This is a genomic window from Pseudomonas sp. NPDC089758 (assembly GCF_044748705.1).
Classification (GTDB): Bacteria; Pseudomonadota; Gammaproteobacteria; order Pseudomonadales; family Pseudomonadaceae; genus Aquipseudomonas; species Aquipseudomonas putida_X.
This window is the reverse complement of record NZ_JBIVGN010000004.1, coordinates 221,252-244,662: the sequence shown is the minus strand read 5'-3', so window position 1 is coordinate 244,662 and position 23,411 is coordinate 221,252. Positions and strand designations below refer to the sequence as shown.

The 23,411-nt window shown below is 62.5% G+C and carries 24 protein-coding genes; 8 read left to right on the top strand and 16 right to left on the bottom strand.

Features of this window, described 5'->3' with window-relative positions:
• The first annotated feature begins 187 nt into the window (after positions 1-187).
• The 5 genes from leuS (at position 188) to ACIPZH_RS07610 (ending at position 6,197) form a co-directional block, all read left to right on the top strand.
• Positions 188-2,794 carry a leucine--tRNA ligase gene (leuS, locus tag ACIPZH_RS07630; protein WP_400628861.1) on the top strand — a complete coding sequence of 869 codons (2,607 nt, stop codon included), beginning with the start codon at positions 188-190 and terminating at the stop codon, positions 2,792-2,794.
• A gap of 61 nt (positions 2,795-2,855) precedes the next feature.
• A complete protein-coding gene (gene lptE / locus ACIPZH_RS07625) occupies positions 2,856-3,461 on the top strand; it encodes an LPS assembly lipoprotein LptE (protein ID WP_400635775.1) in 606 nt (201 codons plus the stop codon).
• A gap of 37 nt (positions 3,462-3,498) precedes the next feature.
• Positions 3,499-4,536 carry a DNA polymerase III subunit delta gene (holA, locus tag ACIPZH_RS07620; RefSeq protein WP_241803940.1) on the top strand — a complete coding sequence of 346 codons (1,038 nt, stop codon included), beginning with the start codon at positions 3,499-3,501 and terminating at the stop codon, positions 4,534-4,536.
• A 119-nt stretch (positions 4,537-4,655) separates the two neighbouring features.
• Positions 4,656-4,820 carry an alternative ribosome rescue factor ArfA gene (arfA, locus tag ACIPZH_RS07615; RefSeq protein ID WP_241803941.1) on the top strand — a complete coding sequence of 55 codons (165 nt, stop codon included), beginning with the start codon at positions 4,656-4,658 and terminating at the stop codon, positions 4,818-4,820.
• Between the two features lie 60 nt (positions 4,821-4,880).
• Complete coding sequence (locus ACIPZH_RS07610) at positions 4,881-6,197, top strand: lytic murein transglycosylase (RefSeq protein WP_241803942.1); 1,317 nt, start codon at positions 4,881-4,883, stop codon at positions 6,195-6,197.
• 32 nt (positions 6,198-6,229) lie between these two features.
• On the opposite strand, the gene ACIPZH_RS07605 is transcribed toward ACIPZH_RS07610, so the two are convergent.
• The 13 genes from ACIPZH_RS07605 to ACIPZH_RS07545 all read right to left on the bottom strand — a co-directional run bounded on the left by ACIPZH_RS07605 (position 6,230) and on the right by ACIPZH_RS07545 (position 18,683).
• A complete protein-coding gene (locus tag ACIPZH_RS07605) occupies positions 6,230-7,168 on the bottom strand; it encodes an LD-carboxypeptidase (RefSeq protein ID WP_400635772.1) in 939 nt (312 codons plus the stop codon).
• 86 nt (positions 7,169-7,254) lie between these two features.
• The gene (gene lipA, locus ACIPZH_RS07600) at positions 7,255-8,271 is read right to left on the bottom strand and encodes a lipoyl synthase (RefSeq protein ID WP_400635770.1); all 1,017 of its coding nucleotides are present in this window, start codon (positions 8,269-8,271) and stop codon (positions 7,255-7,257) included.
• A gap of 2 nt (positions 8,272-8,273) precedes the next feature.
• A complete protein-coding gene (gene lipB / locus ACIPZH_RS07595) occupies positions 8,274-8,921 on the bottom strand; it encodes a lipoyl(octanoyl) transferase LipB (RefSeq protein ID WP_241803944.1) in 648 nt (215 codons plus the stop codon).
• On the bottom strand, positions 8,921-9,196 hold the full coding sequence (locus ACIPZH_RS07590; RefSeq protein ID WP_012312556.1) for a DUF493 domain-containing protein: 276 nt from the start codon (positions 9,194-9,196) through the stop codon (positions 8,921-8,923). The genes lipB and ACIPZH_RS07590 overlap by 1 nt, the downstream gene beginning before the upstream one ends.
• 72 nt (positions 9,197-9,268) lie before the next feature.
• Positions 9,269-10,429 carry a D-alanyl-D-alanine carboxypeptidase family protein gene (locus ACIPZH_RS07585; protein ID WP_241803946.1) on the bottom strand — a complete coding sequence of 387 codons (1,161 nt, stop codon included), beginning with the start codon at positions 10,427-10,429 and terminating at the stop codon, positions 9,269-9,271.
• A gap of 302 nt (positions 10,430-10,731) precedes the next feature.
• On the bottom strand, positions 10,732-11,730 hold the full coding sequence (locus ACIPZH_RS07580; protein ID WP_241803947.1) for a septal ring lytic transglycosylase RlpA family protein: 999 nt from the start codon (positions 11,728-11,730) through the stop codon (positions 10,732-10,734).
• Positions 11,730-12,740 (bottom strand): lytic murein transglycosylase B, encoded by a 1,011-nt coding sequence (gene mltB / locus ACIPZH_RS07575; protein ID WP_267820713.1) that lies wholly within the window; start codon positions 12,738-12,740, stop codon positions 11,730-11,732. The genes ACIPZH_RS07580 and mltB overlap by 1 nt, the downstream gene beginning before the upstream one ends.
• A 17-nt stretch (positions 12,741-12,757) precedes the next feature.
• Complete coding sequence (gene rodA, locus ACIPZH_RS07570; protein ID WP_400628956.1) at positions 12,758-13,861, bottom strand: rod shape-determining protein RodA; 1,104 nt, start codon at positions 13,859-13,861, stop codon at positions 12,758-12,760.
• A gap of 38 nt (positions 13,862-13,899) precedes the next feature.
• A complete protein-coding gene (gene mrdA, locus ACIPZH_RS07565) occupies positions 13,900-15,789 on the bottom strand; it encodes a penicillin-binding protein 2 (protein ID WP_400628849.1) in 1,890 nt (629 codons plus the stop codon).
• Positions 15,790-15,805: 16 nt separating this feature from the next.
• The gene (gene rlmH, locus ACIPZH_RS07560) at positions 15,806-16,273 is read right to left on the bottom strand and encodes a 23S rRNA (pseudouridine(1915)-N(3))-methyltransferase RlmH (RefSeq protein ID WP_008090421.1); all 468 of its coding nucleotides are present in this window, start codon (positions 16,271-16,273) and stop codon (positions 15,806-15,808) included.
• Positions 16,274-16,282: 9 nt separating this feature from the next.
• The gene (gene rsfS, locus ACIPZH_RS07555) at positions 16,283-16,705 is read right to left on the bottom strand and encodes a ribosome silencing factor (RefSeq protein WP_241803950.1); all 423 of its coding nucleotides are present in this window, start codon (positions 16,703-16,705) and stop codon (positions 16,283-16,285) included.
• Positions 16,706-16,750: 45 nt separating this feature from the next.
• Complete coding sequence (gene nadD / locus ACIPZH_RS07550) at positions 16,751-17,443, bottom strand: nicotinate-nucleotide adenylyltransferase (protein ID WP_400635769.1); 693 nt, start codon at positions 17,441-17,443, stop codon at positions 16,751-16,753.
• Positions 17,412-18,683: a glutamate-5-semialdehyde dehydrogenase gene (locus ACIPZH_RS07545; RefSeq protein WP_400635766.1), complete on the bottom strand. Its 1,272-nt coding sequence runs from the start codon at positions 18,681-18,683 to the stop codon at positions 17,412-17,414. Before ACIPZH_RS07545 ends, nadD begins: the two co-directional genes overlap by 32 nt.
• 204 nt (positions 18,684-18,887) lie before the next feature.
• Here ACIPZH_RS07545 and ACIPZH_RS07540 point away from each other — a divergent pair, with 204 nt between their 5' ends.
• Together ACIPZH_RS07540 and ACIPZH_RS07535 are read left to right on the top strand one after the other, a co-directional pair.
• Positions 18,888-19,580, top strand: coding sequence for a DNA-3-methyladenine glycosylase (locus tag ACIPZH_RS07540; RefSeq protein ID WP_241803953.1), 693 nt, complete (start codon positions 18,888-18,890; stop codon positions 19,578-19,580).
• 3 nt (positions 19,581-19,583) lie between these two features.
• Positions 19,584-20,900 carry a bifunctional DedA family/phosphatase PAP2 family protein gene (locus ACIPZH_RS07535; protein WP_241803954.1) on the top strand — a complete coding sequence of 439 codons (1,317 nt, stop codon included), beginning with the start codon at positions 19,584-19,586 and terminating at the stop codon, positions 20,898-20,900.
• Between the two features lie 173 nt (positions 20,901-21,073).
• Here ACIPZH_RS07535 and ACIPZH_RS07530 read toward each other — a convergent pair whose 3' ends face one another.
• The 3 genes from ACIPZH_RS07530 to ACIPZH_RS07520 are packed head-to-tail and all read right to left on the bottom strand — an operon-like array spanning position 21,074 to position 22,749.
• Positions 21,074-21,664: an LON peptidase substrate-binding domain-containing protein gene (locus ACIPZH_RS07530; protein ID WP_241803955.1), complete on the bottom strand. Its 591-nt coding sequence runs from the start codon at positions 21,662-21,664 to the stop codon at positions 21,074-21,076.
• A 9-nt stretch (positions 21,665-21,673) separates the two neighbouring features.
• On the bottom strand, positions 21,674-22,390 hold the full coding sequence (locus ACIPZH_RS07525) for an LrgB family protein (RefSeq protein WP_400635765.1): 717 nt from the start codon (positions 22,388-22,390) through the stop codon (positions 21,674-21,676).
• A complete protein-coding gene (locus ACIPZH_RS07520; RefSeq protein ID WP_241803957.1) occupies positions 22,387-22,749 on the bottom strand; it encodes a CidA/LrgA family protein in 363 nt (120 codons plus the stop codon). Before ACIPZH_RS07520 ends, ACIPZH_RS07525 begins: the two co-directional genes overlap by 4 nt.
• A gap of 144 nt (positions 22,750-22,893) precedes the next feature.
• On the opposite strand from ACIPZH_RS07520, the gene ACIPZH_RS07515 reads away from it, so the two are divergent.
• The gene (locus tag ACIPZH_RS07515) at positions 22,894-23,349 is read left to right on the top strand and encodes a MaoC family dehydratase (RefSeq protein ID WP_241803958.1); all 456 of its coding nucleotides are present in this window, start codon (positions 22,894-22,896) and stop codon (positions 23,347-23,349) included.
• The last annotated feature ends 62 nt before the right edge of the window (positions 23,350-23,411 follow it).

The window sequence follows — 23,411 nt, the reverse complement described above, 5'->3', positions numbered from 1 at the left end:
CCTGAGCTTAGCGCTGCTTCCAAAAGCAGCCGGGTGCAGCGACCAGCGGCCATTCTCAATCAGGGTTTCCCACGATGCGCGGCGCTACTGTATGCTACGGCGTTCACTCTCACGACACCGGAGTGCCGGACGCAGCGAGGTTCCGCTGCCTGGAACAAGGTCTCTTCTCTCTCAGCCAAAAGTAGCCATGCACGAACAATACACGCCCCGTGATATCGAAGCCGCCGCCCAACATTTCTGGGACGAGCAACAGTCGTTCGCTGTTACCGAACAGCCAGGCAAAGACACCTACTATTGCCTATCGATGTTCCCGTACCCGAGCGGCAAGCTACACATGGGCCACGTGCGCAACTACACCATCGGCGACGTGATTGCCCGCTACCAGCGCATGCTGGGCAAGAACGTCCTGCAGCCAATGGGCTGGGACGCTTTCGGCATGCCCGCGGAAAACGCGGCGATGAAAAACAATGTCGCCCCGGCCAAGTGGACATACGAAAACATCGACTACATGAAGACCCAGCTCAAAAGCCTGGGCCTTGCCATCGACTGGGCACGTGAAGTCACCACCTGCAAGCCGGACTACTACCGCTGGGAACAGTGGCTGTTCACCCGCCTGTTCGAAAAAGGCATCATCTACCGCAAGAACGGCACCGTGAACTGGGACCCGGCCGACCAGACCGTGCTCGCTAACGAGCAGGTCATCGACGGCCGCGGCTGGCGTTCGGGCGCGCTGATCGAAAAGCGCGAAATCCCCATGTACTACTTCCGCATCACCGACTACGCCGACGAGTTGCTCGAAAGCCTCGACGAACTGCCGGGCTGGCCTGAACAGGTCAAGACCATGCAGCGCAACTGGATCGGCAAGTCGCGCGGCATGGAGGTACAGTTCCCCTACGATCAGGCCAGCATCGGCCACGAAGGTGCGCTGAAGGTCTTCACCACCCGTCCGGACACCCTGATGGGCGCCACTTACGTCGCCGTTGCCGCCGAGCACCCGCTGGCTACCCAGGCCGCCCAGGGCAACCCGGCGCTGCAGGCATTCATCGACGAGTGCAAGAGCGGCAGCGTTGCCGAGGCCGACATGGCCACCCAGGAGAAGAAGGGCATGCCCACTTCCCTGCTGGTCGAGCACCCCCTGACCGGTGAAAAACTGCCGGTTTGGGTCGCCAACTACGTGCTGATGCATTACGGCGACGGTGCCGTGATGGCCGTGCCGGCCCACGACGAGCGCGACTTCGAGTTCGCCCACAAGTACAACCTGCCGGTCAAGGCGGTGGTGCGCACCAGCGCCGGCGATGAAGTCGGCAGCGAATGGCAGGCTGCCTACGGCGAGCACGGGCAACTGATCAACTCCGGCGAGTTCGACGGCCTGGACTTCGCCGGTGCCTTCGACGCCATCGAGGCGGCCCTGATCCGCAAGGAACTGGGCAAATCCCGCACCCAGTTCCGCCTGCGCGACTGGGGCATCAGCCGCCAGCGTTACTGGGGCTGCCCGATCCCGATCATCCACTGCCCGTCCTGCGGCGATGTGCCGGTGCCGGAAGACCAGTTGCCGGTCACCCTGCCAGAGAACGTGGTACCGGACGGCGCTGGCTCGCCGCTGGCGCGCATGCCTGAGTTCTACGAGTGTAGCTGCCCGAAATGCGGTACCGCGGCAAAGCGTGAAACCGACACCATGGACACTTTCGTCGAGTCGTCCTGGTACTTCGCCCGCTACGCCTCGCCGAACTACGACAAGGGCATGGTCGATCCGAAAGCCGCCAACCACTGGTTGCCGGTCGACCAGTACATTGGTGGTATCGAACACGCCATCCTGCACCTGCTTTATGCGCGCTTCTTCCACAAGCTGATGCGTGACGAAGGCCTGGTCACCTCCAATGAACCGTTCAAGAACCTGCTGACCCAGGGCATGGTGGTCGCCGAGACCTACTACCGCGTGGCCAGCAACGGTGGCAAAGACTGGTTCAACCCGGCCGACGTCGAAATCGAGCGCGATGCCAAGGCCAAGATCATTGGCGCACGCCTGAAGACCGACGGCCTGCCGGTAGAAATCGGCGGCACCGAGAAGATGTCGAAGTCGAAGAACAACGGCGTCGACCCGCAATCGATGATCGACGCCTACGGCGCCGACACCTGCCGCCTGTTCATGATGTTCGCCTCGCCGCCTGACATGAGCCTGGAATGGTCGGACTCCGGCGTCGAAGGTGCAAGCCGCTTCCTGCGCCGTGTCTGGCGCCTGGCCCAGGGCCACGTCAACCAGGGCCTGCCGGGTAAACTGGACCTCGCTGCGCTGAACGACGAGCAGAAGGTCATCCGCCGTGCCATCCACGCCGCGATCAAGCAGGCCAGCACCGATGTGGGCCAGTACCACAAGTTCAACACCGCCATCGCCCAGGTGATGACCGTGATGAACGTTCTGGAGAAGGCCCCCCAGGGCACCGAGCAAGACCGTGCGCTGCTGCAGGAAGGCCTGGAGGCCGTCACCTTGCTGCTGGCCCCGATCACTCCGCACATTTCCCACGCGCTGTGGAACGCGCTGGGCCATGAGCAAGCCGTGATCGATGCTGGCTGGCCGGTTGTCGATGAAAGCGCTCTGGTACAGGACACCGTAACCCTGGTGGTCCAGGTCAACGGCAAACTGCGTGGCCAGGTAGAAATGCCTGCGGCCGCCAGCCGCGAAGAAATCGAAACCGCCGCCCGCAACAACGAAAATGTCCTGCGCTTCATCGATGGCCTGACCATCCGCAAGGTCATCGTAGTGCCAGGCAAGCTGGTCAACATCGTCGCCAACTGATGGCAACGCTCACCTGCAGCCAGTGCGGGTGGGCGGTATCAGCCCACAAGGGAGCAACAACATGATCAAACGCAATCTGCTGGTATTGGGCCTGGCCATCATGCTCAGCGCCTGCGGTTTCCAGCTGCGCGGCACCGGCACCTCCGAGCTCAGCGTCAAGGAAATGGACGTCAGCGCACGTGATGCCTACGGCCCGACCGTGACGCAACTGCGCGACGTTCTGGAGCGCAGCGGCGTCAACCTGCACACCGGCGCGCCGTATCGCCTGGTACTGACCAACGAACAGCAGACCCAGCGCGCAGCGTCCTACGCCAGCAGCAACCAATCTGCCGAGTACGAACTGACCACCGTGCTCAGCTACAGCATCCTGGGCCTGAACAACCTGGAGCTGATGAGCGACAAGCTGGAAGTGCGCAAAATTTATGTGCGCGACGGCGGCAACATCACCGGCTCCGACCAGGAAGCCTCCATTGCCCGCGAAGAAATGCGCCGCGAGCTGGTCAACGCCATGGTCGTGCGCCTGCAAATGCTGACGCCGACGCAGCTGGACCAGTTGCAGCGCGATGCCGACGAACGTGCCAAGGCCGAAGCCGCTGCGCTGGAGGCCGCGCGCAGCCAGCAGGCAGAAACGCCGCAGCAATCGCCTCTGGAAATTCCGGGCAACTAAGCCCGTGCGGGGCACCCCGGTGCCCCGCCTGTTTCCGATGAAACTCGCCCCCGCCCAACTCAACAAGCACCTGCAAGGCGCACTGGCCCCGGTCTATGTCGTCAGTGGCGATGATCCGCTGCTGTGTCAGGAAGCTGCCGACGCCATACGCAATGCCGCGCGTCAGCAGGGTTTTGACGAGCGCCAGGTGTTCAGCGCCGACGCCAGTTTCGACTGGGGCACCTTGCTTCAGGCCGGTGCCAGCCTGTCCCTGTTCGCCCAACGCCGGCTGCTGGAGCTGCGCCTGCCCTCGGGCAAGCCTGGTGACAAAGGCGCTGCGGCGTTGATGGAATACTGCGCCAACCCTGCCGAGGACACGCTGCTGCTGGTCAGCCTGCCCAAACTCGATGGCAGTGCGCAGAAGACCAAGTGGGGCAAGGCCCTGATCGAGGGCAACCATTGCCAGTTCATCCAGATCTGGCCGGTGGATGCCCAGCAGTTGCCGCAATGGATCAACCAGCGTTTGGCACAGGCCGGCCTTTCGGCCCAGCGTGATGCGGTCGACCTTATCGCGGCACGTGTCGAGGGCAACCTGCTGGCTGCCGCTCAAGAAATCGAAAAGCTCAAATTGCTCGCCGACGGCAGCCAGGTCACCGTCGAGACGGTGCAGGCAGCCGTTGCCGACAGCGCGCGTTTCGACGTGTTCGGCCTGGTCGATGCCATTCTCAATGGCGACGCTGTGCATGCCCTGCGGATGCTCGAAGGCCTGCGCGGCGAAGGGGTAGAGCCACCCGTGATTCTCTGGGCGCTGGCGCGCGAACTGCGTCTGCTGGTAGGGCTTTCGCAGCAGTTCAGCCAAGGCGTGCCCTTGGACAAGGCCTTCAGCCAAGCCCGCCCACCTGTGTGGGACAAACGCCGGCCACTGGTCAGCAAAGCCCTGCAGCGCCTGTCGGCGCAGCGCTGGGCGCAGCTGCTGCAAGATGCCCAGCGCATCGATGCGCAGATCAAGGGCCAAGCCGAGGGTTCACCCTGGACCGGGCTGTCACGCTTGTCATTGCTCATGGCCGGGCAGCGATTGGCTCTACCGCCTGAGTGACGCCAGGGTTGGGGCTGCTTTGCAGGCCCGAATCTCAAACCATTGACACAATCAATTGGCCCCGGCTGCTGCACAGGCCTAGAGTCCGCCCGAAACCCAACCGGCCCGGGAACCCCGCCATGAGCAAAAAGCCGAAGAAACAAGGCCACAACAAGGCCAAATCCATCGTTGCCCAACCCTTGTTCCGCTGCCGCCAGGAACGACCAGACAAGGGTAAAGGCAGCTACCGCCGCGAAGCCTTCCAGTCGAAAGATTGGGAGGCTTCTTACTTTTTGGCCGCATGAAAGCATCGAAAGCGCAGGCATGATATGGTCGACACCTGACCTGAAATTCTGGATCTGTGCATGCCCTTCAGTCTTACCCCCCGCCGGAAATCCCGCCAACTGCTCGCGGCCTCCAGCTTGATCCTGCTCGTCGCCTGCGCGGAAAAACCCACCGCCGCCGACGCCCTGCCGCTGGCCCCCGCCCAGCCTGCGCCGGTAGTGACTTTGCCCAGCGCTACGCCCGACGTCAGCACTGAAATTCAGCCGCTGCAAACATTTGCCCAGTGGCAGGCCGGCTTCCGCCAGCAAGCCCTGCAGGCTGGCATCTCGGCAAGCACCTTCGATCGTGCGTTTCTTGGCGTGACGCCTGACATGGATGTGATCAAGGCAGACCGCAGCCAGCCCGAATTCACCCGCCCAGTGTGGGAATACCTGGAAGGTGCGCTGTCGCCACTGCGAGTACGCAATGGCAAGAAACTGCTTGAGCAGAATGCCGAACTACTGGCCAGCCTCGAACAGCGCTATGGCGTAGACCGTCAGGTCCTGGTCTCGGTCTGGGGCATGGAGAGCAACTTTGGCCAGTTCCAGGGCAGCAAGTCGGTCATCCGCTCGCTGGCTACCCTGGCGTATGAAGGCCGTCGCCCGCAATTTGCCCAGGATCAGCTGATTGCCGCGCTGCAGATCATCCAGCACGGCGACATCCAGCCGGAGGCCATGCGTGGCTCCTGGGCCGGCGCCATGGGCCAGACCCAGTTCATCCCCACCACCTACAACACCCATGCGGTGGACTTCGACGGTGACGGCCGCCGCGATATCTGGAACAGCACTCCGGATGCCTTGGCATCGACTGCGCATTACCTGCAGAGCTCCGGCTGGAAACGCGGTCAGCCATGGGGCTTCGAGGTTCAGGTACCGGCAGGCTTCGACTTCTGGTTAGCCGATGGCGCGTTGCGCAAACCCGTCAGTGAGTGGTTGCAATTGGGTGTGAAACTGCCGGCGGGCACAAAACTGCCGATGGGCAGCAACGACCTTTCCGCGGCCCTGCTGCTGCCGGCCGGCGCCCGTGGCCCGGCCTTCCTGGTGCTGGATAACTTCCGCGCCATTCTCAAGTACAACAACTCATCGTCCTATGCGTTGGCCGTGAGCTTGCTGGGCGATCGCTTCTCGGGCTGGGGCTTCATCGCTGGCAGCTGGCCGAAGGATGATCTGCCGCTGAGCCGTAGCGAGCGCATGGAATTGCAGAACCTGCTGAACGCCAACGGGCATGATGCGGGCAACCCCGATGGCATCATCGGCGCCAATACCCGCAAGGCCATTCGCAATGCGCAGCAGGGTTTTGGCTGGCCAGCGGATGGGTACCCGACGCATAAGTTGCTCGATAGCCTGCGTCAACGCTGATAAACCAGGGGGCGCTTTGCGCCCCTGCAACCTCACGCTTTGAACAGGTCCTGCGCCAATACCAGGCGCTGCGCCTCGCTGTCCAGCACCACCTCTGCCCCCAGCGGTAAGCACACATTCGGATCACAATGCCCGCTGCGCCACCCTGCCAGCACCGGCACGCCCAATGGCCGGAAAATATCTTGCAACAGGGGCGTCAGCGCCGCCACGGTGATCCCGGCGAAATCCCCTACCAGCACCCCTTTGACCCCATCCAGCTTGCCTGCCAGGCGCAATTGGGTCAGCAGGCGGTCCACCCGGTAAAGTGGCTCGTTGACATCCTCGATGAACAGGATGCAGCCGTTCGTATCGATCTGCGCCAGCGTTCCCAGGGTCGCGCCCAGAATCGACAGGTTGCCGCCCAGCAGACGCCCACTGGCAACACCAGGTACCACGCAACTCAAGGCAAATTCGGCCGGGTGCACGATGGCGTCGCCCTCCCCTAACGCGCCACTCAGTTGCGCGATCAGCGACGACTCGGTCGGCGCCAGCTTCGCGCCGAGCAGGTCAGCGTTGAGCATCGCCCCATGAAAGCTGATCAAGCCGCTATGGCGGTAGATAGCTGTGTGCAGCGCGGTGATATCGCTGTAGCCGATCAGCGGCTTGGGGTTGCGCCGGATCAGATCGAAGTCGAGCTGATCGAGCAGGCGCATGCTGCCATAGCCACCGCGCATGCACAGGACCGCGTCGATGTTCGGGTCAGCGAAGGCATCGTGCAGATCCTGTAACCGCTGCTGATCAGTGCCCGCCAGATAGCCCTCGGCCTGCCCCACTCCAGGGTAGATACGGCAGCGATAGCCGCGCTCGGCAAACCACTGGCCAGCCTTTTGCGCATCCAGCCTTGCCGGCCCGGCCGGAGCGACAATGGCAAAGCAGGCGTTGCCCGGCAATGCGGCGGGCAGGCGGTGTTCAGACGTTTCGGCGCAATTCATCGCAACTCCTTGCAGCGCTGGGCACAAAAACAAAAATGCCGATGCCGCCTTTCAGCGTGCATCGGCATGTACGGCTCAAACCAGGATCAGAGCTTGATCTTGGCTTCGTGAGCCTGCTGGTCGGCATGGTAGGACGAACGCACCAACGGGCCCGATGCAACGTTCTTGAAGCCCATCTTGTAGCCTTCCTCGGCAAACCAGGCAAAGGCGTCTGGGTGCACGAAACGCTGCACTGGCAGGTGGCTGCGCGACGGCTGCAGGTACTGGCCGAGGGTGAGCATGTCGATGTCATGCTCACGCATGCGGTGCATCACTTCGATCACTTCTTCGTCTGTCTCGCCCAGGCCGAGCATCAGCCCCGACTTGGTCGGTACGTGCGGCACCATCTGCTTGAACTTCTGCAGCAGGTCCAGCGACCAGTCGTAGTCCGAACCAGGGCGTGCGGCCTTGTACAGGCGCGGAACGGTTTCAAGGTTGTGGTTGAACACATCAGGCGGCTCTTGCGCGGTGATCTCCAGCGCCACATCCATCCGGCCACGGTAATCCGGCACCAGGGTTTCCAGCTGTACGCCCGGCGACAGCGCGCGGATCTCGCGGATGCAGTCGGCGAAATGCTGAGCACCACCGTCACGCAGGTCATCGCGGTCCACCGAGGTGATCACGACGTACTTCAGGCGCAGGTCGGCGATGGCAACAGCCAGGTTTTTCGGCTCGTCGAGGTCCAGCGGTTTCGGCCGGCCATGGCCGACATCGCAGAACGGGCAGCGCCGGGTGCAGATGTCGCCCATGATCATGAAGGTGGCAGTACCACCGGAGAAGCACTCACCCAGGTTCGGGCAGGAGGCCTCTTCGCAGACGCTGTGCAGCTTGTGCTTGCGCAGCAGTTGCTTGATGCGGTCTACCTCGGGGGAAACCGGGATGCGCACGCGGATCCAGTCGGGTTTCTTCGGCAGCTCATCGGTAGGGATGATCTTCACCGGGATGCGCGCCACCTTGTCGGCACCACGCAGCTTGACCCCAGCTTCCACCTTCTTCGGCGCGGGGCGCGGGGTGGCATCCTGGGTAGGTATCAGGTTCGGCACGGCTTCTTGCACAGTTGTCATATTCAGTCGATTCCGCCCGTCAGGGTCGTCTGCTCAGCATAGTCGAGGTGCTTGACCAGCTGTCCGCGCAGCCTTGTCCTGACCTCGTCGAGTTCGATCGGGCCTGCCAGGTCACGCAGCTGGGTCATGGCCAGCCCCGCATACCCGCAGGGGTTGATTCGGCGGAATGGCGCAAGGTCCATGTCCACGTTCAGAGCAAGGCCGTGAAAAGAACGGCCATTGCGGATTCGCAGGCCGAGGGAGGCGATTTTCGCTCCGTCGACATAGACACCCGGCGCATCGGGCTTTGCCGCCGCGTTGACACCGTAACTGGCAAGCAGCTCGATCAGCGTCTGCTCTATACGGCTGACCAGTTCGCGTACACCAAAGCCCAGGCGGCGCACATCAAGCAGCAGGTAGGCAACCAATTGCCCGGGGCCATGGTAAGTCACCTGGCCCCCTCGATCGGTCTGCACCACCGGAATATCGCCCGGTACCAGCAGGTGCTCGGCCTTGCCGGCCTGGCCCTGGGTGAAAACAGCGGGGTGCTCTACCAGCCAGACTTCGTCCTGGCTGTCTGGGCTACGCTGCTCGGTGAAGCGACGCATGGCTTGCAGCACCGGTTCATAGGGCTGCAGGCCAAGCTCGCGAAAACCGAGGCGAAGGGACATCAGAGCACCATTTTCACAATGCCGGTCGCACGCAGGGCGCTGTTTATATCGTGCAGCTGATTTTCGCTCTCGGCAACGATATGCAACTGCACCGTGGTGTACTTGCCTTCCTTGCTCTGGCGCTCGGCCAGCGTGGCAAGGTCGACTTTGGCATGCTTGCTCAGTACCTCGATCACCATGTCCTTGAAGCCGACAACGGTGTCGCCGATGACCTTGATCGGGTAATCGGCGCAGGGGAATTCGATCTTGTGCGACTTGACGTCAGGTTCGCTCATGGCGGAAACGGCCTCGTAAGCCGTGGCAACAACAACGCCCCCGCTGGATTACAGGGGCGTGCAGGTCACGTATCAGTTGAACAACCCGTAGAAGAATAGACGGATGCTATCCCACATACGACGGATGAAACCACCTTCCTCGACGCCATCGAGGGCGATCAGGTCGGCGCTGTGAACCACGTTATCGTCCAGTTTGACTTCCACTTTGCCGATCACGTCACCTTTGGCGATCGGTGCAGTGAGTTGTGGGTTCATGGTCATCGAAGCCTGCAGACGCTTCATCTGGCCTTTAGGCATGGTCAGAGTCAGGTCGTCGGCCAGCCCGGCTTTGACGATGCTGGTGGCGCCTTTCCAGACCGGGGCCTGGGTCAGTTCGGTGCCTTTCTGATAGAAGGTCTGGGTTTCGAAGAAGCGGAAGCCGTAAGTCAGCAGCTTCTGGGTTTCGGCAGCACGGGACTGCTCGCTGTTGGTGCCGAACACGACCGCAATCAAACGCTGACCGTCGCGTACAGCCGAAGCCACCATGCAGTAGCCGGCTTCTTCGGTGTGGCCAGTCTTCAGGCCATCGACCGTCTTGTCACGCCACAGCAGCAGGTTGCGGTTTGGCTGCTTGATGTTGTTCCAGAGGAACTCTTTCTGCGAATAGATGGCGTAGTGAGCCGGGTCGACGTTGATGATCGCGCGCGCCAGGATGGCCATGTCGTGGGCCGAGGAGTAGTGGTCCGGGTGCGGCAGGCCGGTCGGGTTCATGAAGTGGCTGTTGGACATGCCCAACTCGGCGCCAGTCTTGTTCATCATGTCGGCGAAGGCATCTTCGCTGCCCGCGATGTGCTCGGCCAAGGCGACCGATGCGTCGTTGCCCGACTGGATGATGATGCCATGCAGCAGGTCACTGACGGTGACCTGGCTACCGACCTTGATGAACATGCGCGAACCACCGGTACGCCAGGCGTTCTCGCTGACGGTGACCGGGTCGTTCTCGCCGATCTGGCCACGGCGGATGTCCAGGGTGGCGATGTAGGCGGTCATCAGCTTGGTCAGGCTGGCCGGCGGCAGGCGCTCGTCGCCGTTGTTTTCGACCAGCACATTGCCGCTGGACGCGTCCATGAGTACATAGGACTTGGCTGCCAGTTGCGGTGGTGCCGGCATCATCTGCTCTGCCGCAAAGGCAACAGGCGTGATCATCAGCAGTACGGGCAGGCAAAGTCGTTTGGCAAGGTTGGTGATGTTCATCCGTCTCTCGAAAATCGCTAATGGTCTGAGATGTTCCCTGGGCCACGTCGTGTGCCCAGCGCCAGTCAGTCTAGTTTTTGCGGCTCGGGGCCGAGCCCACGAAGTGCGGCTTTGTGTCGCTGCGGGCAAAAGCCGACATTGTACATGGCCGCGCGCGGCAATTCATGACAAAACAGACAGCTCGAGCTGCAAGCTGCAAGCTGTAAGCTGTAAGCTGTAAGCCAAGGCGACGCGCACCGGGCTTCTTCTTGCAGCTTGAAGCTTGAAGCTTGCAGCTCGAAGCTTGCAGCTCGCACCCGCGGTCAGTCTGTGACCAGCTTGGCCTGGCCAAGGTTCGCCAGGCGAATGCTGTCCTGCGCCTGTTGGATTTCGCCCTGGCTGCTGATCGGCCCAAGGCGCACGCGGTGCAGGGTCTGCTGGTTACGCACGATGGAGCTGATAAACACCGGTGCGCTGACCATGGTGCTCAGCTTCGCACGCAACAGCTCGGCCGCATCCGGGTTGGCGAAAGCGCCCACCTGCAAGAAGCTGCCACCGTTGCCTGCCGGCACATTGTTGCCACCCACCTGCACAGGCACTACCGGCGCCGCGTGTTGCTGCGCCGGCGGCGACCATTGCTCGACACGCCCGGTGCTGGCCGCAATCGCCTGAGTCTGGGCTACCTGAGGCTCTTTGAGCATCAAGGGCGGCTGCTGGCCACGCTCGGCCCACCATTTCTGGGGATCGATGCCTTCGACCCGCACGTGCGCGGTGCCGTTCTCGGCATAGCCGAGCTTCTTGGCAGCGGCATAGGACAGGTCGATGATGCGGTCGGAGTAGAACGGGCCACGGTCATTGACCCGCAAGATCACGCTGCGCCCGTTGGCAAGGTTGGTCACCCGTACATAGGCAGGCAGCGGCAGGGTCTTGTGGGCTGCGCTCATGCCATACAGGTCATAAAGCTCACCGTTGGCGGTGTTCTGCCCGTGGAACTTGGTGCCGTACCACGAGGCGGTACCTTCGGCACGGTAGTTGCGGAAGTCCTGCATCGGGTAGTAGGTCTTGCCCAGCACCGTGTAAGGGTTAGCCTTGTAGTTGCCGGTGTGCACGGTCGGCGTCGCGTCCGGGATCTTGTTCACATCCACGTCCCACCACGGCGCACCGTCCTTGTGAGCACGGTTGATATCCAGGCCGGGCTGCGCACGAACCACATTGCCGCTTTTCTGTGGGGTCGGCCGGCTGGAGGAACAACTGACCAGCAGCATGCCGACGGCCATGCAGGCCAGCAACTTGAAGGTATTGGCAGATTTCATTGCGCGCATTACTTGACGCCCCGTGCTTGGACCAGCTGTTCCGAAAGCTGATGCACCGCCATGGCATACATCACGCTGCGGTTGTAGCGAGTGATCGCGTAGAAATTCTTCAGGCCCATCCAGTATTCAGGCCCGTTTGCGCCTTCCAGCCGGAAGGCGGTCACTGGCAGATCACCGCGCAACGCATCATGACTCGACCAGCCAAGCGCCTGCAACTGTGCGACGGTCTTCACTGGCTCGATGCCCGTGGTCAGGCCTTCGTCTGCACGCGCGCCACTGACCTGGGCCCGGCTGACCACGCCCTGCCCGGCCACCCAGCCGTGCTCTTTGAAGTAGCTGGCGACACTGCCGATGGCATCGTCGGGGTTGTTCCAGATATTGATGTGGCCATCGCCATCGAAGTCCACCGCGTAGTTGCGAAAGCTGCTCGGCATGAACTGCGGCAAGCCCATGGCACCGGCGTACGAACCTTTGAGAGTCAGCGGGTCGAGCTGCTCTTCGCGCGCCAGCAGCAGGTATTCACGCAGCTCCTTGCGGAAGAACTCGGCGCGCGGCGGGTAATCGAAGCCCAGGGTCGACAAGGCATCGATCACACGGTAGTTACCAGTGTTGCGGCCAAAAAAGGTTTCCACGCCGATGATCGCGACGATGTACTGCGCCGGCACGCCGTACACCTGCTCCGCCCGGGCCAGCACCGCTTCATGCTGGCGCCAGAAGTCCACACCGCGGGCGATGCGCGCGTCGGTGATGAACATCGGCCGGTAATCCTTCCACGGCTTTACCCGCTCGGCCGGCCGCGATATGGCGTCGAGGATCGATTGCTTGCGCTGCACCTCGCGGAACACGCCCATCAACTGCTCGCTGGCAAAGCCGTAGTCGCGGCTCATCTGGCCGACGAATTCGGCCACCTCAGGCGAGCCGTCGTAATCGCCGGCATGGGCCTGCTGGACAGCGGCGAACAGGCCCACCGCGCCGACCCACGGCGCAAAACGGGCAGCCCAGTTACGCACTGCTTGCATCAAATTCTTCACCTTTTTCAAACCTGTGCGATCCATTTACGGTGCGTATGGATCGACATCAAAACGCCAAACGCTGACAGCAGCGTCACCAACGAAGTTCCGCCATAGCTGATAAAGGGCAGCGGCACGCCCACCACGGGCAAAAGGCCGCTGACCATACCGATATTGACGAACACATAGACAAAGAAGGTCATGGTCAGGCTGCCTGCCAGCAGCTTGCCGAACAGGGTCTGCGCCTGAGCGGTGATCATCAGGCCACGGCCGATCAACAAGAGGTAAACGACCAGCAGCAGGCAGATGCCGATCAGCCCGAATTCTTCGCCGAGCACGGCGATGATGAAGTCGGTATGGCTCTCTGGAAGGAAGTCCAGATGCGACTGGGTGCCCAGTAGCCACCCCTTGCCGAACACACCACCCGAGCCGATGGCGGCCTTGGACTGGATGATGTTCCAGCCGGTGCCCAGCGGGTCGCTTTCAGGGTCGAGGAACGTCAACACGCGCTGTTTCTGGTAGTCGTGCATGACGAAGAACCACATGGCCACCGCCACAGGCACGGTCGCCGCCAGCACGCTCAGGATCCAGCGCCAGCGCAGGCCGCCCATGAACAACACGAAGGCGCCGGAGGCAAGGATCAGCAACGCCGTACCCAGGTCGGGCTGGCGGACGATGAGAATGAACGGTACGCCAATCAGCACCAGGCTGATGGCCACGTGTTTCAGATGAGGCGGCAGGGTGCGTTTGGACAGGTACCAGGCGATGGTCGCGGGCATGATGATCTTCATGAACTCCGAGGGCTGGAAGCGGATTACCCCGGGTATGTTGATCCAGCGCGTGGCGCCCATGGCGTTATGGCCCATGACGTCCACCACGACCAACAGCAGCACCCCCGTGAGATAGGCAAGAGGCACCCAGCGCGCCATGAAGCGTGGTTCAAGCTGGGCGATGACGAACATCGACACCAGCCCGATACCGAATGAAGTGGCCTGTTTGAGCAGCAAGTCCCAGTTTTTGCCACTGGCAGAATAGAGCACGAACAGGCTGCCCGCGGCGAGGATCAACAGGATGACCAGCAAGGGGCCGTCGATGTGGATGCGCTGCAGGAAGCTGGCGCGTCGACGCATTACGTCCTCGCTGGAGAGCATGCGGTCGAAATTGTTCTTCACGGGGCCGTTTCCTGGGCGACAGTGGCAGGAGCGAACTCGGACTTGAGCCGACCGTTCTCGTCGAGCAGCCAGGCGTCCATGATCTGCCGCACCACGGGTGCGGCGACACCGGAGCCGGACTCGCCGTTCTCGACCATCACCGAAACCACGATCTTAGGATCGTCGGCCGGGGCGAAGGCGACGAACAACGCGTGGTCGCGGTGGCGCTCCTGAATTTTGTTGCGGTCGTATTTCTCGCCCTGCCTGATCGCGACCACCTGCGCGGTACCGCTCTTGCCGGCAATGCGGTACTGGGCACCGGCCGCAGCCTTGCGCGCAGTACCGCGGGCGTTGTGCATCACCTGCTCCATGCCGTGGGTGACCTTGGCCCAGTCGGACTTGTCACGCAGGATGATGTTTTCCATCGGGTTCGGGTCCACGGGCGGCTGACCTTCGATGGTCTTGGCCAGGTGCGGACGGTTCCAGACGCCCTTGTTGGCGATCAGCGCGGTGGCCTGGGCCAGTTGCAGCGGCGTTGCCTGCATATAGCCCTGGCCGATGCCCAGAATCAGGGTTTCACCGGGGAACCAGGCTTGGCGGCGGGTGGCGCGCTTCCATTCCCGCGACGGCATCAGCCCGGCCGACTCCTCGAACATGTCCAGGGCAACCTTCTGCCCGATGCCGAACTTGTTCATGTAGGTAGAGAGCCGATCGATGCCCATCTTGTGGGCAAGATCGTAGAAATAGGTGTCATTGGAGCGCATGATTGCGGTATCCAGGTCGACCCAGCCATCACCACTGCGGTTCCAGTTACGGTATTTGTGGTCGTAGTTGGGCAGTTGGTAGTAGCCCGGGTCGAACACCCGACTGCCGGCATTGACCACACCGCTGTCCAGGCCGGCGATGGCAACCGCCGGCTTGATGGTCGAGCCAGGCGGGTACAGGCCGCGCAGTACGCGGTTGAACAGCGGCCGGTCGATCGAGTCGCGCAACTCGGCGTAGGCCTTGAAACTGATGCCGGTGACGAACAGGTTCGGGTCGAAGCTCGGCTGGCTGACCATTGCCAGCACTTCGCCGCTACGCGGGTCGAGCGCTACCACCGCACCACGGCGCCCACCCAGGGCGGCTTCGGCAGCTTCCTGCAACTTGATGTCCAGGCTCAGGACGATGTCCTTGCCAGGTTTCGGGTCGGTACGCTTGAGCACCCGCAGCACGCGCCCGCGGGCGTTGGTCTCGACTTCCTCGTAACCGACCTGGCCATGCAGGTCGTCTTCGTAAAAGCGCTCGATGCCGGTCTTGCCGATATGGTGGGTGCCGCTGTAGTTCACCGGGTCAAGGCTTTTGAGCTCTTTCTCGTTGATCCGCCCGACATACCCTACCGAATGGGCGAAATGCGCCCCTTGCGGATAATGCCGCACCAACTGGGCGACCACTTCGACGCCAGGCAAGCGGAACTGGTTGACCGCCACGCGGGCGATCTGCTCTTCGTTCAGCTCGAACAGGATCGGCACTGGCTCGAAGGGCCGTCGCCCCTGCCTCATGCGCTTTTCGAACAGCGCACGATCGTCGGCTGTCAGCTCCAGCACTTCGACGATCGTATCCAGCACTTGCTGCCAATTGCCGGCACGTTCGCGGGTCATCGACAAGCTGAAGCTGGGCCTGTTATCGGCGATGATCACCCCGTTGCGATCGAAAATCAGCCCGCGAGTCGGCGGGATCGGTTGCACGTGCACCCGGTTGTTTTCCGACAGCGTCGAGTGGTAGTCGTACTGGATGATCTGCAGGTAGTACAGGCGTGCGATCAACACGCAGACAAGCAGCATGACCGCCACGGCGCCGACCACGACGCGGTTACGCACCAGGCGGGCGTCTTTCTCGTGGTCCTTGAGGCGGATCGGCTGCGACATCGGACTGCTTAATGGCTCATTTGTGGTAAGGGTGCCCGGACAACACGGTCCAGGCGCGGTAGATCTGCTCGCCGATGAGTATCCTTACCAACGGGTGCGGCAAGGTCAGCGGCGACAGCGACCAGCGTTGCTCGGCGCGCGCACAAACCTCAGGCGCCAGCCCTTCCGGGCCGCCCACCATCAAATTCACCGTACGCGAGTCCAGCCGCCAGCGGTCCAGCTCGGTAGCCAATTGCTCGGTACTCCAGGGCTTGCCGTGAACCTCGAGGGTAACGATGCGCTCCCCCGGCTGCACCTTGCTCAGCATGGCCTCACCCTCCTGACGAATCAGGCGGGCGACGTCGGCATTCTTGCCTCGGGTATTGAGCGGAATTTCCACCAGCTCCAGCGACAGCTCCTGGGGCAGGCGCTTGGCATATTCATGCCAGCCTTCCTCGACCCACTTGGGCATGCGCGAGCCGACCGCGATCAGGCGCAGACGCACGACGCTTCCTTATTCCCGGTCTTTGAGCTTGTCGGTGAAGTAGTCGCTGGCGTTTTCCGGGCTGTGGTGCTTGGCATCGGCGGCACGGCTCTGCTCGGCACCCAGCCACAGGCGCTCCAGGTCGTAGAACTGGCGGGCAGCGGCGGTCATCATATGCACGATGACGTCGTTCAGGTCCAGCAGTACCCAGTCGCTGTCGCCCTTGCCTTCTTCGCCCAGCGGCTGTGCACCTTCTTTCTTGACCGTTTCACGGACCTTTTCCAGCATCGCGTTGATCTGGCGATTGGAGGTACCCGTGGCAATGATCATGTAGTCGGTCAGGCTGTGTTTGTCGCGAACGTCGATGACCTGGATATCCTGGGCCTTGACGTCTTCCAGCGCGCTGATGGTCAGCTTGACCAGTTCTTCGCCGTTGATTTTCTGCTTGCTCATATAAAACTCGTTCAACTCGTTGGATGAGGCGCCCACAGGGCACCGTCAGTTAGGCGCACGATACAGTTCATGCGCCTCGATGTAGGCCAGTACGGCGTCCGGCACCAGGAACCTCACCGACCTGCCGCTGGCCAGCAGCTGTCGGATCTGTGTAGCCGACACCGCAAGCGGTGTCTGCCAGACGAACGAAATACTACCCGCCGGGCCGGACATGGCGGTGGGATCGCTCTCCGAGCGCGCGGCCAACAGGTTGCGCAGCTCGTCAGGGGGTTCAACGTCAGCATCCGGGCGTTGCAGTACCAGGATGTGACAGTGTTGCAGCAGCTCTTCCCAGCGGTGCCAGCCAGGCAAGCCGCAGAAGGCATCCCAGCCCAGCACCAGAAACAGCTGGTCATCCGCGCCCAGTTCGGCGCGGACCGACTCCAGCGTGTCGATGGTATAGGACGGTTTGTCGCGCTCAAGCTCACGGGCATCGACGCTCAGGCGCTCGACACCTTGCACGGCCTCACGCACCATCGCCAGGCGGTCTTGGGCGGCCACTTGCGGGGTGTCGCGGTGCGGCGGCCGGGCATTGGGCAACAGGCGCAGTTCTTCCAGCCCCATGAACTCGGCGACCTCGAGCGCGCTGCGCAGGTGGCCGATGTGCACGGGGTCGAAAGTACCGCCAAGAATGCCGATGCGCCGGACTGCCTGGGCCTTGCTCAACTCAGCAGGACTCCTGGCCGCGCAGCTGGCCATCGCCGATCACTACGTACTTCTCGCACGTCAGGCCTTCCAGGCCGACCGGCCCGCGGGCATGCAGCTTGTCGGTGGAAATGCCGATTTCCGCGCCCAAACCGTACTCGAAGCCGTCGGCAAAGCAGGTCGGGGTGTTGAGCATCACCGAAGCCGAGTCCACCTCGGCCATGAACTGGCGGGCCTGGCCCTGGTGTTCGGTAATGATCGAATCTGTGTGGTGCGAGCCATAGTGGTTGATGTGCTCGATCGCCTGCTCCAGCCCGTCGACCACCCGAATCGACAACACGGCGTCAAGGTACTCGGTGTGCCAGTCGTCTTCGCTGGCCGGCTTGGCCGCGATCAGCTCACAGGTACGCGCGCAGCCGCGCAGTTCGACGCCTTTTTCCTGGAAGCGGCGGGCCATTTCCGGCAGGAAACCTTCAGCCACACGCTGGTCGACCAGCAAGGTTTCCATCGCACCGCAAATACCGTAACGGTACGTCTTGGCGTTGAAAGCGACACGCCAGCCCTTGTCCAGGTCGGCATGCTCGCCGACGTAGACGTGGCAGATACCGTCCAGGTGCTTGATCACGGGCACGCGGGCATCGTGGCTGATGCGTTCAATCAGGCCGCGGCCACCCCGGGGCACGATGACATCGACGAACTCAGGCATGCTGATCAACGCGCCAACCGCCTCACGGTCGGTGGTCTCGACCACCTGCACCACTGCGGCCGGCAGGCCGGCCTCTGCCAGGCCACGCTGAATGCAGGTGGCGATGGCGCGGTTGGAGTGAATGGCCTCGGAGCCGCCGCGCAGGATGGTGGCGTTGCCAGACTTCAGGCACAGGCTGGCGGCGTCGATGGTCACATTGGGGCGCGACTCGTAGATGATTCCGATCACCCCCAGTGGCACGCGCATCTTGCCGACCTGGATACCCGACGGGCGATAGCTCATGTCGCGGATGGCGCCGACCGGGTCCGGCAGGCTGGCCACCTGGCGCAGGCCGGTGATCATGCCGTCGATACGCGCAGGGGTCAGGGCCAGGCGGTCGAGCAGGGCAGGCTCCAGACCATTGGCACGGCCGGCGGCCAGGTCCTGTTCGTTGGCTGCGGCAAGCTCGGCACGCGCAGCGTCCAGTGCATCGGCAGCAGCCTGCAGGGCGCGGTTTTTCTGCGCAGTGCTGGCGCGGGCGATCACCCGGGAGGCCTGGCGAGCGGCGCGACCCAAACGGGTCATGTAGTCAAGAACGGACTCAGTCATGGGTTCGGTGTCTTGGCGAAGGGGAAATCGGCTGATTATAACTGCCGCGCAGGTATACGCCCAGCGGCGGGTGGCGGATGGTAGAAAATGGCAGACAAGAATCTGTAGGAAAGATGTAACCGCTCTTATCGAACTGTCTTGGTTCAGCCTCGATTAAGCCAATCATTGCTATCATCCGCGCCCACACCACCACGAATCGCCAGCATGCCAGACACGCCCTCCTGCCCTGCCCGCGCCTTGCCCGACAGCTTCTTCGACCGGGACGCCCAGGTCTTGGCCAAAGCCCTGCTCGGCAAGGTCATCCGCCATCGGCACGGCGACCTGTGGCTGGCCGCTCGGATCATTGAAACCGAGGCCTATTACCTGACGGACAAGGGCAGCCATGCCTCGCTTGGCTACACAGAGAAACGCCGGGCGCTGTTTCTCGATGGCGGGCATATCTACATGTATTACGCCCGCGGAGGCGACTCGCTCAATTTCAGCGCACACGGCCCGGGCAATGCAGTGCTCATCAAGTCGGCCTACCCCTGGGTGGACGCCCTTTCCGATGCCAACAGCCTGGCGCAAATGCAGTTGAACAACCCCGACGCCAGCGGCAAGCTGCGCCCAGCCGAACGCCTGTGCGCCGGCCAGACATTGCTGTGCCGGGCCTTGGGCCTGAAGGTGCCGCAGTGGGATGGCCAGCGCTTCGACCCTGAACGCCTGTACGTGGAGGATTGTGCGATCGCCGTACCCAAAGTGGTCCAGGCCGCGCGCCTGGGTATCCCCCATGGCCGCGATGAGCACCTGCCGTACCGTTTCATCGACGCCGAATACGCCCGCTTCTGCACCCGGAACCCGCTGCGCCGGGGCCAAGTCGAAGGGCAAGACTATTTCATTCTCGAACAAGGAAGCTGAACCATGGGCCAATGGCTCGACAGCCTGACCGGCTGGCTCAGCGCCAACCCGCAGTGGCTTGGCGTGGCAATTTTCCTGGTGGCCTGCATCGAATGCCTGGCCATCGCGGGCATCATCGTGCCGGGTACGGTACTGCTGTTTGCCGTCGCAGTATTGGCCGGCAGCGGGACTTTCAGCCTGGGCGAAACATTGCTGCTGGGGTTCCTCGGTGGCCTGCTCGGTGACGCCCTGTCGTACACGATCGGCAAGTACTTCCACCAGAACATCCGCCGCCTACCCCTGTTACGCCACCACCCGGAATGGATCGGCAGCGCTGAAACCTACTTCCAGCGCTACGGCATCGCCAGCTTGCTGGTTGGCCGTTTCATCGGCCCGCTGCGGCCGATGCTGCCGATGGTCGCGGGCATGTTCGACATGCCGTTGCCGCGTTTCATCGCGGTCAGCGTGCTGGCCGGTGCCGGCTGGTCGGTCGCCTACCTGTTGCCGGGCTGGGCTACCGGGGCGGCCATGCGCCTGCCATTGCCGGAAGGGTTCTGGCTGGATGCAGGCATCATCGCAGGCTCGTTGGCAGTGCTGATCGGGCTGAGCCTGAACAGCAGCGTGCGCGACCAGCGCCACGGGACGCGGCTGATCGCCGGCTTGAGCTTTTTGGCGTTGGCCGGCGTGTTTCTGGGGTGGCCGTATTTTCACGAGTTCGACCAGGGCGTGATGACCCTGGTGCAGGAGCATCGCAGCCAAGCGGTGGACGGCACCGTGGTGCTGGTGACCCGCTTGGGCGATTTCCGCACCCAATTTTTCCTGGGCGGGCTGCTCACCGGCCTGCTGCTGCTCGCCCGGCAGTGGCGGCACGCACTGTTCGCCGGGGGCGCCTTGATGGGTACGGCCATTGCCAATGGCTCGCTGAAATGGCTGTTCGCGCGGGCGCGACCGGAGGTACTGACCGATCCCTTGACCAGTTACAGCATGCCCAGCGGGCACAGCTCGGCCTCGTTTGCGTTCTTTCTGGTAATGGCCGTGCTGGCCGGGCGGGGCCAGCCGCCACGCTTGCGCCTGACCTGGGTGATGCTTGGGTGCATTCCGGCGCTGGCGATTGCCCTGTCGCGCGTGTACCTGGGAGCGCATTGGCCGACCGACATTCTGGCCGGGGCCTTGCTGGCCTGCTGCGTCTGCGCGCTCAGCCTGACGCTGGTGCAACATCGCCAGCCGCTCAATGCATTGCCACAGCGGGTATGGTGGCTGGTATTACCGGCGTGTATCGCGCTGTTGGCTTTTTTTGCCCTACACGCGTTGCCGCTGGCCCTGGAGCGTTATCAATACTGACATTGGCTGGACGGCCCTATCGCCGGCAAGCCGGCTCCCACCGGGATCGCGCCAGCTCTTGGAAGTTGAGCAAGCCAGTCGCTGCCACAGGTAAAGCGCAGGCCCCAAGAGCAGCGCGGTCGTGGTGGGAGCCGGCTTGCCGGCGATAGGGCCATGAAAGCAACCCGCCTCGATCAGGCAAACAACTCCCCCTGAATCCGCTCCAGCAGCCTCTGGATTTCCGCCAGCCGCTCCGACGGCGAGTCGATCGCCAGCAAGTCCAGCTTGTCCTCCTCCATGAACGGCAGCAGATAAGCCAGCTGATTGGCCAGTGCCTGGCGCCCCGCGACATCACGAGGCATGTCCAGTGCCTCGACCATCGGGTGCTCACCCAACGCCACCAGCAGGGCCAGCAGGTCATCGTCCTGATCGGTCAGCGGGCTATCCGCCTGCTCCGCCAGCCAATTCACCTCGCCCAGCAACAGCTGGTCTTTCTGCACTTCGGTCTGGCTCAGTTCGAAGCGCCGCACACCTTCGACCCGAATACCCAGCAGACCATTGTCCTGCTGAACAAAATCACGGATCAGCGCCTCGCACCCGATCGATGCCACCACAGGTGGCGCCTTGCCGACCTGCTCGCCTTCGACGATGCACACCACACCAAAGCCTGTGCCCTGCTTCATGCAGCGGCCAATCATGTCCAGGTAGCGGGCTTCGAATATCTGCAAATCCAGCAGGCAACCGGGAAACAACACAGTATTGAGGGGAAACAGCGGTAGCGTCATCACAACTCCTCAAGCCACCAGGCTGACCGCCAACGGCAGGAACACCGCCGTGGCCACCCCCATCAGGCTCATCGCCAGTGCGGCAAACGCGCCACACTCGTCACTTTCCTGCAAGGCCACCGAGGTACCCACGGCATGCGCGGTCACGCCCAGGGACATGCCACGCGCCTCGGGGCTATGCACGCCAAAACGGCTCAACAACGCCGGGCCGAAGATGGCCCCGATCACCCCGGTGATCAACACGAACACCGCCGCCAGCGCCGCCACACCACCAATTTGCTCGGCCACGAGCATGGCAATCGGTGAGGTCACCGATTTCGGCGCCATGGTCATCAGGATCATATGTTCAGCGCCGAACCACCAGCCCAGCAACAGGCAGCAGAGCGTAGCGAACAGGCCTCCGATTACCAGCGTAGTAAATGTCGGCCAGAACAGCTGACGGATACGCCGCAGGTTGAGGTAGAGCGGCACGGCCAACGCCACCGTGGCCGGCCCCAGCAGGATGTTCATGATCTCGGTGCTCTTGCGGTACTCGCGGTAGTCGATACCACAGACCAGCAACACACCGATCACCAAGACCATCGACACGAGTACCGGCTGCAGGAAAATCCAGCGTGTTTTCTCGTAGGCGGCCAGTACGAGCTGGTAGGCCCCCAGCGTGATACCAATGCCAAACAGCGGATGGTGGACAACCGCATCGAGCGCGCCCTGCCAGTCGAGGATCATGGCTGCTCCCCGCGCTTGCCCTGGCGATGCATGAGTTTCTGCATCAATACACCAACAAACACCAAGGTGGCCAGGCAGGAGATCAGAAGAGCGCCGGCGATGGCCCAGAAGTCTGCAGCGATAGCCTTGGCATACACCATCACACCGACTGCTGGCGGTACCAACAGTAGCGGCAGGTAGCGCAACAGGCTGCTCGCCGCCTCGTTCAAGGGTTTGCCGACCTCACCGCGGGCCATGAGGAACAACAACAAGAGCAACAGACCAATGATCGGCCCGGGCAGTATCGGCACCAACAGATGATTGAGCGCCGTACCCAGCAGCTGGAACAGCACCAGCCAGGTCAAACCACGCAGCAGCATAAGGATCTCCTTTGGGCATGCCGGCCATTATAAGCACGCGCAAGCCTATGGGCAGGCATTCGCCACGATGCTGGCAACTTGACTGTCATTGCGCACCGTGCTGATCTTGCACTCTCGTACCAAATGACAACCTGGAGAGTCGCGATGCCCTATGTACCGGTTACCGAGCTTTCGCAGTACGTTGGAAAGGAACTGGGACGTTCCGACTGGCTGAAGATCGACCAGCAACGCATCAACCTGTTCGCCGAAGCCACGGGCGATTTTCAATTCATCCATGTCGACCCTGACAAAGCGGCCAAGACACCGTTCGGCTGCACCATTGCCCACGGTTTCCTGACCTTGTCGCTGATCCCGAAGCTGATGGAAGACATTCTGGTGCTGCCTGAAGGCCTGAAGATGGTGGTCAACTACGGGCTCGACAGCGTGCGGTTCATTCAGCCGGTGAAAGTCGACAGCAAGGTGCGCCTGAAGGTGGACCTGGGTGAGGTGATCGAGAAGAAACCTGGGCAGTGGTTGCTCAAGGCCACCGCGACACTGGAGATCGAAGGTGAGGACAAGCCGGCCTATATCGCCGAGCCGCTTTCGCTCTGCTTCGTCTGATCGTTTTCGGGGCCGCCACGCGGCCCCTGCCATGGCTGTCTCATCCGCCCCATTGTGCGGCA